At 37.1% G+C, this 12,960-nt stretch carries 16 protein-coding genes; all 16 read right to left on the bottom strand.

The features are described 5' to 3' along the window. Positions 1 to 173: 173 nt before the first annotated feature. Positions 174 to 1,838 (bottom strand): phage baseplate protein, encoded by a 1,665-nt coding sequence (locus IGI43_RS16030; protein WP_438758785.1) that lies wholly within the window; start codon positions 1,836 to 1,838, stop codon positions 174 to 176. A gap of 14 nt (positions 1,839 to 1,852) precedes the next feature. Beyond that, entirely contained in the window at positions 1,853 to 2,026 is a 174-nt protein-coding gene (locus IGI43_RS16025; protein WP_438758783.1) for a hypothetical protein, read from the bottom strand. After that, entirely contained in the window at positions 2,010 to 2,225 is a 216-nt protein-coding gene (locus IGI43_RS16020; RefSeq protein ID WP_438758782.1) for a hypothetical protein, read from the bottom strand. Before IGI43_RS16020 ends, IGI43_RS16025 begins: the two co-directional genes overlap by 17 nt. Next, entirely contained in the window at positions 2,226 to 4,214 is a 1,989-nt protein-coding gene (locus IGI43_RS16015; protein ID WP_438758781.1) for a phage tail protein, read from the bottom strand. A gap of 13 nt (positions 4,215 to 4,227) precedes the next feature. After that, positions 4,228 to 5,154, bottom strand: coding sequence for a distal tail protein Dit (locus IGI43_RS16010; protein WP_438758780.1), 927 nt, complete (start codon positions 5,152 to 5,154; stop codon positions 4,228 to 4,230). Continuing rightward, complete coding sequence (locus tag IGI43_RS16005) at positions 5,154 to 8,438, bottom strand: tape measure protein (protein WP_438758779.1); 3,285 nt, start codon at positions 8,436 to 8,438, stop codon at positions 5,154 to 5,156. Before IGI43_RS16005 ends, IGI43_RS16010 begins: the two co-directional genes overlap by 1 nt. Positions 8,439 to 8,453: 15 nt before the next feature. Continuing rightward, complete coding sequence (locus tag IGI43_RS16000; RefSeq protein ID WP_438758778.1) at positions 8,454 to 8,660, bottom strand: hypothetical protein; 207 nt, start codon at positions 8,658 to 8,660, stop codon at positions 8,454 to 8,456. A 119-nt stretch (positions 8,661 to 8,779) separates the two neighbouring features. Next, positions 8,780 to 9,133: a tail assembly chaperone gene (locus tag IGI43_RS15995; RefSeq protein ID WP_438758777.1), complete on the bottom strand. Its 354-nt coding sequence runs from the start codon at positions 9,131 to 9,133 to the stop codon at positions 8,780 to 8,782. A gap of 52 nt (positions 9,134 to 9,185) precedes the next feature. Further along, on the bottom strand, positions 9,186 to 9,737 hold the full coding sequence (locus IGI43_RS15990; RefSeq protein WP_438758776.1) for a phage major tail protein, TP901-1 family: 552 nt from the start codon (positions 9,735 to 9,737) through the stop codon (positions 9,186 to 9,188). A gap of 15 nt (positions 9,738 to 9,752) precedes the next feature. Further along, positions 9,753 to 10,142, bottom strand: coding sequence for a phage capsid protein (locus tag IGI43_RS15985; RefSeq protein ID WP_438758775.1), 390 nt, complete (start codon positions 10,140 to 10,142; stop codon positions 9,753 to 9,755). Positions 10,143 to 10,154: 12 nt separating this feature from the next. After that, the gene (locus tag IGI43_RS15980) at positions 10,155 to 10,496 is read right to left on the bottom strand and encodes an HK97-gp10 family putative phage morphogenesis protein (RefSeq protein ID WP_438758774.1); all 342 of its coding nucleotides are present in this window, start codon (positions 10,494 to 10,496) and stop codon (positions 10,155 to 10,157) included. After that, positions 10,489 to 10,806 (bottom strand): hypothetical protein, encoded by a 318-nt coding sequence (locus IGI43_RS15975; RefSeq protein ID WP_438758773.1) that lies wholly within the window; start codon positions 10,804 to 10,806, stop codon positions 10,489 to 10,491. The genes IGI43_RS15980 and IGI43_RS15975 overlap by 8 nt, the downstream gene beginning before the upstream one ends. Next, entirely contained in the window at positions 10,803 to 11,132 is a 330-nt protein-coding gene (locus IGI43_RS15970) for a phage head-tail connector protein (protein ID WP_438758772.1), read from the bottom strand. The genes IGI43_RS15975 and IGI43_RS15970 overlap by 4 nt, the downstream gene beginning before the upstream one ends. Positions 11,133 to 11,142: 10 nt before the next feature. Then, positions 11,143 to 11,355 carry a hypothetical protein gene (locus tag IGI43_RS15965; protein ID WP_438758771.1) on the bottom strand — a complete coding sequence of 71 codons (213 nt, stop codon included), beginning with the start codon at positions 11,353 to 11,355 and terminating at the stop codon, positions 11,143 to 11,145. Between the two features lie 68 nt (positions 11,356 to 11,423). Next, on the bottom strand, positions 11,424 to 12,308 hold the full coding sequence (locus IGI43_RS15960; protein ID WP_438758770.1) for a phage major capsid protein: 885 nt from the start codon (positions 12,306 to 12,308) through the stop codon (positions 11,424 to 11,426). A 12-nt stretch (positions 12,309 to 12,320) separates the two neighbouring features. Beyond that, a complete protein-coding gene (locus tag IGI43_RS15955) occupies positions 12,321 to 12,932 on the bottom strand; it encodes a capsid assembly scaffolding protein Gp46 family protein (RefSeq protein WP_438758769.1) in 612 nt (203 codons plus the stop codon). Positions 12,933 to 12,960: the final 28 nt, after the last annotated feature.

Genomic DNA, 12,960 nt, shown 5'->3' with positions numbered 1-12,960 from the left:
GCGAAGATCAACTAACATGCCAGTAGCTTCGGCAGCTTCTTTTTTGTCTTCTGATTTTTGATTTCTGCGGTAATTAACCAAGCCAAAATAGATACTTGCACAAATGGATGCAACGGTTAAAAGCACCATAATTTCAATTTTCATATGTCACCTACTCTCTAAATATGTTTTAATTAAGCTGTTCGTACCCACATATAAGTAGTGACATATGGAGGTAAATTATTATGTGCTTGACCGCCACCAGCTCCCTTAGTATTAACGTCACCTGATTGAGTACCTGATCCAGCATTATTATACCCACTTGATCGATTCACCGTTGTTGCATTACCATTCCCGACCTCATAAGCATGAGTGTGGTTTGGCATTTCTGCCACGGTTAACGTATGAGCTTTTTCTCCACCTGTTTTACCAGAAGAATTGAAAACGGGATCGTTCTCATCAACACCGATCAAGGTCTTACCTGTTGCGTAACGTTCCCATATTCCCCCAAATAGACTAGCAGGATCATTTTCGTTTATACTTGTATAAATAGCGCCGACTGGATAGGTTAAATTTAACACCATTGCTTTTACAGCTTGTACTGTTTTCAGTGGTGTCATATACTTTGCATCACTTGCTCCCGATTGAGCCTCAGACTGCGTGGCGATATCATAATTTTTAACGTTGCCTAATCCTATTTTTTCTTTAGTCACATTTTCTTCTATAGCAAAATCAATATCAGTTTGCTTTGCAAAACCAGAGGCAGTTAGTATATTTTGTGCATCAACAGTTAGTTCCAGTTGCATTCCGCAATAATCCATGTCTAAACTTGAGGAACTTACTCCGTTTGAAGCATCTGTATAACTCGTTTGATAAACGTAACCATCATCTGTAATGAAGTTTTTATCATTGATTTGAACAGTAAAGTCGTTTAATTCTGAAGCTGTTTCTTGAATTTGAGAGGTCCATGAATTTGTTGATTGTACAAACGTGGACACTTTTAAATTTTTATTATTTGGAGAGGTAGCTTTTGCCCGCGCACTGATAGTGAGTGCGATAAAGTTATTTTTTATTTGTGTTGCCGCTTCTGTTCGGTTTAATTTTTCATAGATTTGCGGGGCTAATTTTTTTGCTGTTTCTACAACATCAAACACACCCATCTGTTGTGGAATTACCCCACTTTGTGTCGAACCAGTAGTAACTCCTGAATCATCACGACTGGCCAACTTGTTATAGTCAGCTTGCGAAACCTCATTCCAAGTGTCAGATGGTTTTTTTAGTGTTTTTGCAGTAAAATCAGAAAAATATTTATGTGGATTCGTTGTCGTATTCCCTGCTGTTTTCCCATTAAAATCCATCATTATTTTTACGTTTGTATTACCAGAAAAAAGTGAAAGTCCATTCGCTTTTGTCATTCGATCGTTAAAATCCATTTGCAATCGAGTTGCTAGTGTAGGGCGTTTTACACCCTGCGTATCTGTACGGGCTTGTACAATCTCAGGATTACTGTCTCCTGATTCAGCGACTAATTGATCAAAATCATTTCGCAACGTATCAAATTCTTGTTTATTATTGTTCGCCGTAGATACCGCTTGACCTGCAGTAGTGATTGCTGTTTGCGAATTGGTAAGGGCTTGGTCAGCCGTAATATTAGCTTGTTTCCCTGCTTCGGTTGCAATACTTATAGCTTCTTGTCCTGCTTCTTGCGCTATTTCTTTTGAATCCTTAATTCCTTTTTCAAGTTCACTTTTATAACTATCTACTTTTTCTGACGATGCATTTGATTGATCTAAAATAGCATTAATCTTTTTACTCCCTTGGTTGAGCGTGTCTGTTTCTTTAATTTGTTCAACTGCCATACGGTCTCACTCCTTTATTCACCATCAATATATTCAATGGTAGATTTTTGTAAAATTTTATTCCCGATCTTGATAAATGGTGTACCGCTATCGACTAGTTGCTCAAAATAATCTTCTAGCGTTTTTCCTGACTTATCATTAACAACAAACGATTCTATATTACTAATTAATTTAATTTTTAGTTTCATTATCTTTTTCCTCCATTACTAGATCGACAATTTCAATCAACACAACTTCGCTTACTCTTATTGTTACGACATCTACAGCCTCGCAAAATGCTTCTTTGCAAGCTAAGATTTTATTTCGTACTTCTTTCGCTTCTTTTGCTTTTTCAAAATAAAGTTGAACATGTACCCCATTTTTTAAAGTAATCACTAAATTTTTCATTTAAAATTGTCCTCCTAATTGCGATTGGATAAATACACGACAAATAACCTGCGCTTCAATACGTGCAAGTTTGTTTGGTTTAATCTGGATAGTGTGTCCTCCTCGAGAGATTTTACCAGTACTCGTTTTCCGCAGATAATCTACAATATTTAATCGCTGTTGGCTTGTTTCATGGTGCGGAATTGTCTTCCCATCTACGACTATATCTACTCTATTAGCACTCTCAGAAGCTTCATAGATTCCCCATTCAAGCGGGTGTGTGTGATCTGGCAGAGTGATTTGGTGCGTGTGACTTGGAATCGATATACTGTGTGTATGATTCGGAATACTCACGTTAAAATTATGGGTGTGGTTAGGTATACTGATATTAAAGTTATGAGAATGGGCAGGAGTACTGACTGTATGAGAATGATTATCTGCAGCTTCCTGTGTAATTAAATCTCCTGACATCGAAACTGATGGTAGAATAAATCTAAAGTCACCCCCAAAACTTCTGTACATCCTTCCAGAACCAACACTAGTATTAGGTCCTATATTTTCAACAAAGCCTGCGACCACATGCCTATGACTACCATTCGCACTACTCGTCTGTGTACTCTGACCATTCACACTACTGGTTGAACCACTTGAATAACCTCCACCACCAGAAGTGGTTGAACCGGATGAATAACCGCCTCCAGACGAACTAGAAACAACACTGCCGCCACCTGCAGAAGTAGAAGTCACCCTTGCGCCTCCGCCTTTTACAGCTTTAGTATACCCTCGATATTTCTTAGTTTTAAAAGTTAATTCCACCGTGTTTACATGGAAAACATCATCGTCTAAATAAAACTCAATATTCGCTGGATAAGCTGCTTCACAGTTATCCTGATACGAATAATTTAAGATATTTGTTGCACCTTGAGAATAGGTTTCGTTTATTTGTTGCTTGCGTCCAAGGTCTGACATCGTAGTCGTGATATCATCTTTGAGATTACCTAACTCTAAATCAATATTCTGTGGTGCGCCAAATACATCTTTCTTTGTTTCTTTTTTGATCCTGAGATTCACACTGCCTACTTCATTTGTATTGATCATTGCAATACCGCCATTGCGCAGTTTGTCTATGATTAATGGATCATCAGTTAATTTAGTCAAGTCTGAAGCAGTAACTGACCAAGTAACCTTTGGTATTGCCCATTTCCGCAACATGTTGATAGCATTGTCTTTTAAAGATTGAGGGATTGTAAAACGTTGATCGGACCAAACGTACTCAACCAGTCCATATTTCTTTATTGATGCTACATCTTCTACATAAGGTATGTTTTTATTAACCGATTTTATATTAATTTGATTGATTCCTTCACCAGAACCTAAAGGATATACACGATTAATCAAATTTTTAGGATCTCGTTCAACTTCAAAACCCTGCATGTTATAGCCTTCTTGTATTCTGGCAACTACTTCAGTTTGTGGTTTAACTAATGATAATTCAAATGGATATACTTGAGTGTTCCATTCCCACACATAATCTTCGTCAAAAGCTGCAGGGATACTGAATAGAGCGTCTGCTAAACCATTCTCATTTTCCCAAGCATATGAAAAGTATCGAGTAAAATCGCATTTTTTAAGTACCCAGTGTTTCGTTGTTTGCTTGCTCAACAAATATTTGATCACATCAACAGTTTTGTAATTTACTATTTCATGGTATCCGAAAAGCACACTATCTAGCAGTGTACTTACTGCATGTATCGCTCTATAGCTGACTGTGTTATTAGTAGCATTTTTTTGAATAGTAGATGGCATGATTCTGTATAAACCAATGTATTCATTTTCATTGTCAGTTAATTCTACCCATAATAACTCTTGAAGAAAATCGTTCTTTGTATCATCCAGAGGCATTGTAAACTCAATACAACCAATTTGATTTTCAATTTTTTCGTAACTGACATTATAGGCATTTTCTAATATTGCTGTATATTCTCGTTTGAGATTCATTGCCATGAGCATAGTATCATCTCCTTTACAAGTATCTATTTGGGTATTCAATAGTTAAACTAAAATCACTATCTTTTGCCTGGATATAAAGTGGCTCTTTTGGATAAATATAAAAGTCATTCATGGGACGAATCATTGGTTTGCCGTCTTTGGTGATATTAAATGTTTCGGTATCAATAACAATAACTGCATTATCAAAATCGCCCAAATCTACCATATCATTTCTTGTTTTTATCCAAACGTCTCTGCCCGTACCTTTTATAGTAATGGTAGGTTTTACTTTTAGTCCTTCAACTGTTGGGTAAATTTCAATTGGTTTGATCTCATCTCCATTATCTCCCATTAAATATGAACGATTCTGAAAAGTTATCATCGAGGAGCCCCAATAAGCTCCACCTTCAATTATTATCGGTAAGTCAACAGCACCTGACCCTGTGTTTCCCATTAAATAATTCGATTGAAAGGTGATTGTAGTTGATCCCCACATAACAGAGGTTGCATCACTCTTCGTATATTTATATGGATCACTAAGTTTAATTACAAAGGAACCGATAACTTTATTTGTACCTTCTTGGACGTTAGAAACCTGTGCCTTGCTTCCTTTCCATAGCATTTCCGGTTCATCATTAAACCAAATTTCAACATCTTTTTCACTGAACAGCGCAACATTCAAACGATTGAATAAATCACGGAAGTCTTCATCAGTAGAAGCGATTAAAGCGTATTGGATTGTGAGTTCTCGATCAGGGATCCGTGCATAAACATGTCTTTTCCCATCTCGTATGCCTAGTTGGTAGCTCTCAATTTCGGTAGACGCTAACTCTCTACCAGAAACTGACAAAGTACGATAACCAGGCACAAGTTCTTCCAAAAAATTTCCATTGAAGTTCATTGCTTCTTTTGGAATACTATTTTTTTCAGGAGTTTCGATTGTATCAATAAAGTTATACATTAGATCCTCCTTCCTAAAGATGTACTTGTTTTATTATTAATGCCTTGTAATTCAGAAGCCATAAATGTTGCAGTTTCTTTTGCGATTACTTTGCCATCAAGTATTGACTCCACTCTCACGTAAAGAGCCTGATTATTTTTAAATTGTGTTTGATCAGGTTGAATTATTGAATTTTCTTGTGCAATCATCGCAGCATTTGACAAAGCTCCACTTGCTTGATTTACCATTTTCGCACTTTTTTGCATCCCTATAGCTAGACCTTCGCCAACAAATCCTCCAATTTTCATCATTACTCTTGATGGCGAGTGAATATCCAAAGCTTTTCTCATAGTATCTGCTACACCATTAGCAATTCTATTTGCATTGCTAATGGCTGTTTCTCCAGCTTGATTTATCCCTTCAGCAAATCCCTGCATCGTGTAATTTCCTATTGAATTAAATTCGCTAGGTAAATTCTCAACTGATGCTTTCAGCTTATCTGCAATATTCTTAATATTATTGACAGGTTCACTTTCCCTGTCCCTAATGCCTTGTGCTAGACCGTCTGCTACGTATCTACCATTTTCCGCCATGACTCGTGATGGAGAATGAATTCCTAGAGAATTTCTCAGTTGTTCATCGACAGAACTACCCATTTTTTCTGACGCTTTACTAGCAACGCTTGAATTTTCATTAATACCTTGTGCTAACCCATTTGGAGCTTCTTTCCCAGATTGATAAAGTTTAGGCTGTAAATTTTTTAATGGGTCAGTAGCTTTATTGACTAGTCCTTTTGAAGCTTCTTCAACCCCACTTGAACTTTTTTCAATATCATCTTTTAGTGTCCCGGTGATTCTTCCACCCAAAGTGAAGAGATCGCTTGATTCAAATTTCTGTTTCGTTCCTAAAGAGGCCTTATCAACAGTTTTGCTCATTTCATCGACAAAAGGTTGTGATCCTTCACCGGCTGTCCTTACCATCGCCTCATTAGCAGCTTTTACACTGTTTGAATAAGTATCACTAAGAACTTTTAGCTCTTCATCACTTCGATTAACCAACTCTGCTGCTTGTTGAGCACCAGCCGGTCCCATCTTCTCTAGTTGAACGATAAGCCCTTGATCAACGCCTCTTTCAGCTAATGTTGCAATATTAGTAGACCATTGTTGGACTGCTTCAGCATTTTTATTCAAGTTTTCGACCATCTGTTCCAAGCTAATGGCTTGTTTTTGCTCAATGGCCTCAAAAACACTTGTAGTTTTTTCTCGTAATGTATCATATTGTGATTGCATAGCATCAAAAGCTGTTTTTTGAGATTCTGTAAGGTCCGCATAATTCACCTTTTGTTGCTCGACCATTTGGTTTTGTACTAAAGTTAATTCTTCAGCGCTGGCTTTCAAACCATTTTCCCTAGTGATTGTTGCTTGAGCTATTTGTTCTTCAATACTGTTTCGATTCTCTTTAGCAGTAGTCAGGGCTTCTTCGGTATTTTTAATTTCATTTCCCCAAGTGATGAATTTCTTATCAACTTCTTGTTTGGCTTCCTCAGCATTTTTCAAGTTCTCAGTAGCTTCTGTTCTCTTCTGCTGGAGTTCTATTAATCGTTCTTCAGCGGCATCCCCTAAAGCCTGCTTTTCCTGTAAATCAAGGCGTTTTTGTAATTGCTCATTACTCATTGTAATGCCGTCAGTCTCTTCATTGTAGGCTAATCCAAGCCCTTGAACTTTGCTATTCAACTCATCCACTTTAGTTTTAAGTAATTCTTTTGTTTCAGCAGATTTATTTTCCTGAGTGGCCAAATCTACAACTTCATCTTTTAACTGGCGATTTATTTCGCTTTGAGTTTTGGTTTTTTCTATCCCTTTATCGTATGAAGCTGATGATTCTTCTAAAGAATCTTTCATATCATCTTGAGCTTTTTTCAATTCTTTCGATGCTTTGGTGTTTTTATTGTTCATCCAAACTAAAGCAGTTCCTGCTGCTGCGACAACACCCATAGCAATACCTACTGGACCTAACGCTGCATACAATCCGCTAGCAGCAGCTTTGAATCCAGCCATCGCTTTAATTCCAAGCATTTGAGCAGTATTAGCTAGAGTTATTTCTTTTGTTAACGCACCAAATAATATAGTAGTCGTTTTAATGGCTATACTTCCGCCTGCAGTTGCAGCTTGATAAGCTTTAGTCGATGCCATGCCTGCTTTAGTCGCTATAGTATATGTTTGAAATACATTTGTAGCTATCTTAACAGAATCGCTCATTCTCGTAATCATAGGCGTTATGATGTTTATAACTTTCATAGTACCGATTGCTGTTGCAACACCAGCCGCCGCTATTGCGAGTGGAGCCAATAAAGGCGTTAATGATCCGATTGTTTTGAATAAAGAAGAAAAAACAGGCGTAACAAGCTCGATAGAACTTATCACTCCTTTAAATGCCGTGTTGATACCAGCTTTCATCTTGTCAAAAATGCCCATGATTCCATCTGCATTAATTCCAGAATCTTTTACAAATTGGTCTAATGCTTTAATCACATTGGCAACACCTTTGGTGACAGCATTTCCCATATTCTTAAATGAGGTTCCGATTCCTTTTGAATTTGCTCTTGCAAGTTCTGCAAAACCACCAACACCATCATTTAACTTAATGATCTCATCGTTAAATTGCGTAACGCTTATTTCTCCACTTTGCAGTGCTTTATATAAATCTTGAGTAGATGCACCCGCACCAAGCATAGAGGTAGCTGTTTTATCCAAACCAATGCCCATAGTATCTTGTAACGTTCCCCAAACATCCATATCGACTTTACCTGAACGCAACATTTTTAAGTATTGTTCAGTCCCTCGTGCTGCTTTATCACCGCTTGATCCACTGGCTAACAGAGCGTTATTCAAGGCAATCGTACTTTCGGAAGCCTTGTCCGCATCACGGAAAACTAAAAACATTTGTTGCGCTGTGCCTGTTACTTCATCAAGCGTAGATGGCAAACCATCAATTCCATCAGAAAGTATCTGCATACCACTTTCAGCGTCTTCAGCGCTAGCCCCTAAAGACTGCAAAACAGTAGGATATTGATTCAGCGTATCAAACCGCTTGATTGCACTTCCTAATGAATTTGTAATCGCTGATACTCCTATATCGACTAACTTGAAAACACCAACACCTTTGGCAATGTCCATGATACTGGTATTCGTTTTTTTCATTCCATCGTCTAATTTATCTGTAGTTCCTGCTGCTTCGTTCATCTTACTAGTGAAATCTTTATCTACCGCAGAAAGGACGGCTTGTATACTATATGATTCAGCCATTATTTTCCTCCTTTCTTATAGTTTCGATAAGAGCTTATACATTTCTATTTCTGATTCATCTATTTCTAAAGCCTTACTAGAAATTCCTGTTTCTATGAGTTTTTTGTCATAGAAATCATAAAATGATTGATACTCTGGTACTATTTTGTCTCCTTGTTTCTTGGTGTTTTTCGCTACTTGAATTTTATAAGCTAGAAGATGAAGGTTTTCCATTTCATCCATTCTTTGTAGCCTCTTACCTTCCATAAGCATCGAATATTCCCAAACTGTCATCTTATCTATCACTTCAAAATCTGTTATATTTAGGTATCTGATAATATTTAAAACAATTTCGTCATGAGTTAGTCGTTTATTTGAAGTTGTTTCTTCCACATCGCTAGTTTCTTTTTTGATACGTTTGCCTCGCCTAGTGCTGAGATTACCTGCTCAAACAAATTGTCAAGATTTTCCGCTTCCTCAATATAAATATCTACTTGATGTCCACTAGGTCGCCCTTTTTTTATATGTGCAGTTCCGTGATAGATCACTTCGGAAAGAGCGACTGCGCTTTCGGCATATAATTGTGGTAGCAACGTATCTAACCCTGCGCCGAATACTAAACCCTGACCTTCGACCTTGTAAATCGTATCAATTTCACGATTGAAAGCTAAACCAAAAATGATTTCAGTATCATGTCCGTTAATTTTTAATTCCATTGTGTTTTCCTCCTAAAAATAAAGGAGCAGATAATTCCGCCCCTTTATTTTACTATTTTTTAGTTGATCTACTTTCTACTGGTGTCGGTACATATTTTTCCGTGTCACGGAATGAATATTGGATCACTTGAGATTGCTCATCAGTTACTGTTGCTAACCCTTTAGCACCTGTTCCGTTGATAGCCAAACCGATTGATAATTCAGTGAGATCTTCCGCTCCAAACGTTGATTCTGTTGAAGTAATGTATCCTTGGTAATACGTAGCAGGATATTTATTAGTCTCAGCTGCTTTAGTCAAATCTTCTTCAGTATTTTCTGTTTTGGTTATTTCCCAAATTTCATACAAACTTCCATCGATTACAGCTTGTTCTAGTTCATCCTGTAACGTATCACCTTGAGCTAAAATAGATGTAACACTCATTTCTACTGTAGCCACTCCTGGAACGTTTACGTTTCCGTCTTTTGTAATTGTATTACTCGAATCACCTTCAATTGTTCGACTGTGTTCAGTTTGAAAAGCTAAACGTTTTGCTTCCGTTTGTTCAGCTTCAACTAATTTTCTAAAAAGCAAAAATACATTAATACCTTTAATTGCTGTTGCCATTTAAATTCCTTCTTCCTATAAAATTCTAAATTCAAGTGTAATGATTGCTCGTTTGAGTGGTGTATTTGTCGTTGTGTCGTCAAGTATATTTATTCCACTACTAACGATATTCAAAGCCCATGCATATCCATCTGCCTTGCTGATCTGCAAAGCTTCATTAAAAATAGCAGCTGCCATATCAGACACTTGCTTTCTTTTCTTTTGTAATCCCCAAACGGATAGATTTAAAATCACCGAACCTTTGATATCTGTTTTATTTGGTCGATGTAATGCCTGAGTGTCTTCGAACTCCACAAAAGGATATGGTATCTCATCCATTGGTTTATAATCATACGTCTTATACCCCAAATCATCAGACTTTTTAAACATTTCATCAAAAATTGATTGATCTCTTGTTTTAACCATTTTCATTCCTCTTTATTTAACAAGTCTGTTCATGTCAGACTTGAATCTTTCTTTTTGTTTATTAAAATTAGAAACAACAAAGTCTTGTTTAGCCATGAAACGAGTACCAAATATCAAATAAGGTGCATATTCAGCATAAATTAAGACACGACCAGTCAGTCCTGCGTCTGCCAATAAAAATACAATTGATCGTTTAAGATAGCCGGTATCTATAGGAGCATCCTGTGCCAACTTCCTTTGTAATTCAGCCGTATTTATTTTGACTACTTGTTTTACATCTGATAACGTGGCTTTCTCTTTTAATTTCTTTTTAAATATGTCAGCACCTACTAATGAAATATTATGCTTAGCCATTCTTGGTTACTTCTTCCACAATTATGCTGTGTCTCTCGCTTGGGGTTCTTTCCGTAGTTAGCTGGTATTTCTTTCCATCGTATTCAATATGATCCCACTCCGGAACAGAAAAAAGAGGCTGAGTTCGAATGACTTTAGCCCCTTGCTTTATACTCCCAAAAAGAGTAATGGATCGATCTGTTCCCAGATCCGTGATATTTACTTCTGCTGGCGCTTTTTTCGGCTCAGCTTCAATCCACTCGCCTAAATTCGGATCATAATGTGATTCAGAAGATTCTTTTATGAAAATAATTGACTTATCATACCTCATATAAATCGAAACACTCCTTTTTTTGGCTTGTAAAATGCTTCTTCACCTTTTCGACGATATTCATCAATCGTAGCTTGATACTCTGAAAAATCAGAATCGGGAAATGCCATAGACAAACCTTCTTGTGCATACGACTGCATGCCTTCATTACCAATTCGGTTAAATCGTTTAAGAGTCACTTCATAAGAAATGTATTCAAACCCTGTTGGAACTTCGGAAACGCCTAGTAATGAAATTAGACGCTCCTGTGTCCTTTTTTCAATAATGTCCAATTTGTCATCGGTCGAGCCATTTAATAGTTTTTTTACATCTTCTTTTATGGACATCAAATCACCTCTACTCTGTAGTTTGACCAGTTACTGACACAGTTGTAGTAAATTCTCCTGAAGTAAACGTGATTACTCCTGCCCCTTCTCCCGTAATAGAGGCATCAAAACTACCATTTTCATTTTTAACAATTGTAACTACCATTTCTGCATTTGTTTCAGCGGTTGTTGCTGTGATGACTTCAATAGAATCAGAAGCATCCGCCGGATCTGTTGTGATCACAAAATTCTTAGTATCGCCTACTTTTCCAGTCCACGTTTTTTGACTAGCAACGATTCCTGTTGTAGGCGTTACGCTTTTGGGGAGATTTTACCGAACGCTTCATCTTTAATTACCATGAAACCAATGTCCATTGTCGCACGTAATGCAACTAGTTCTTGTTCAAATAAGTTTACTGGTGTTTCATCTTCGTTCGTTAATGTAGATAACTGAGCATCTTCTGAAATTTTAAAATTGATGTTGAAAGGAATACCATATCGCAAGTAATCAAAATCACCAGTATAAAGGTCCCCTTTTTCCATAGATTTAAGATCTGCAACAGGTAACCCATCAATCGTATTGCTGCTACGATCGTAAATAAACTGAGTAGTTTCGCCAATCTTTTTACTAGCACCGCGTAATTCTGTGCGGTTTTTACGATTGGAAATGAATGCATTTGGCTCGTATTCATCTTCACCTAATAAATCCTCTAGGTCCAAAATGTTGTCATATGTTAATCCACCGGTCACAACATTACCTGCAGCAACAACAGATTTTTCAATTGATTGTGGAAAAGGATTATCTACGCCCAAAATTGTTGCTGTATCAATTTTCTTATAAAATGCTTCGGCAATTTTTGGTTGCATTTCCGTAAAGAAATCAGACATTTTATAATTTAGATACTCACGAGAAACTGGGATGATAACTGCGACTTTTTTTGCAACCATTGTCACATTTAGCCACTTAGGTTTAGATGTTTTGATTTTTTCACCTTCTCCTACCCAATAGGCTCCTGGTCCTTCTGCAAAGTATTCAAATTTCTTTTCTTTGCTTTCCATTTCTTCGTACTTTGCTAACTGCATTAATTTAGAATTTTCCATCACATCTTTTAAAATCAACGTGTTGTATTTATCAGGAATCGTCCCGTCTTTCTTCTCTAGTACTGTTACATTATCTGGATTCCATGTTTGTGCCATAATTAGTTCCTCCTATTTTATAATTCGTGTACTTGCTGCGATATTTGCAACAGATTTCTTTTCGTTAGGATCTGCTGAAAATTGACCACCTGCAGAAGGTGTTTGTTTTCGAGCATTTTCTTTCTTGATCATTGAAACGTAGTTTGTAACGATAGCGACAGCTTGTATAGTAGCTTCGATGTCATCTGAAACAATCAAGCTGAGCAAATCATCATCATGTGGCAAAGAAGCGTCAGAAAACATTTTAGAAGCTTCTTTCGACATTAAATTTACTGCTTTTTCCCGTTCATATTCTGCGATTTTCTGATCTTTTTCTTCCAATTCTTCCTTGATTTTTTCTTCTGCCGTCATTTTAGCTTGTCTTTCAGCTTTAGCTTGTCTTTCCTGTTGTTCTTTTTCCCAAGCTTTTTGCGCTTTGTTTTTTTCTGCAGCAATCATTTTTGCTACTTCATCACGAGTAAAGGTTTTACCTTCTGACCCTTTCCCGTCCGAATCATCTAGATCTGTTGGATCAGGATCTGTCGCTGGTAGTTTTTCTTGCCCTTCTAGTTCACTTCCTCCATCTGATCCTGTGTCAGCTGCAAAAAATTGTAAATTCATTTTTATTAATAAACTCTTTTTCATGTGTGCATCCTCCACGGTTACGCCGCTA

The organism is Enterococcus sp. AZ126, assembly GCF_051714545.1.
In the GTDB taxonomy this organism is placed as follows: Bacteria; Bacillota; Bacilli; order Lactobacillales; family Enterococcaceae; genus Enterococcus_L.
This window is presented reverse-complemented; position numbering and strand designations above follow the sequence as displayed.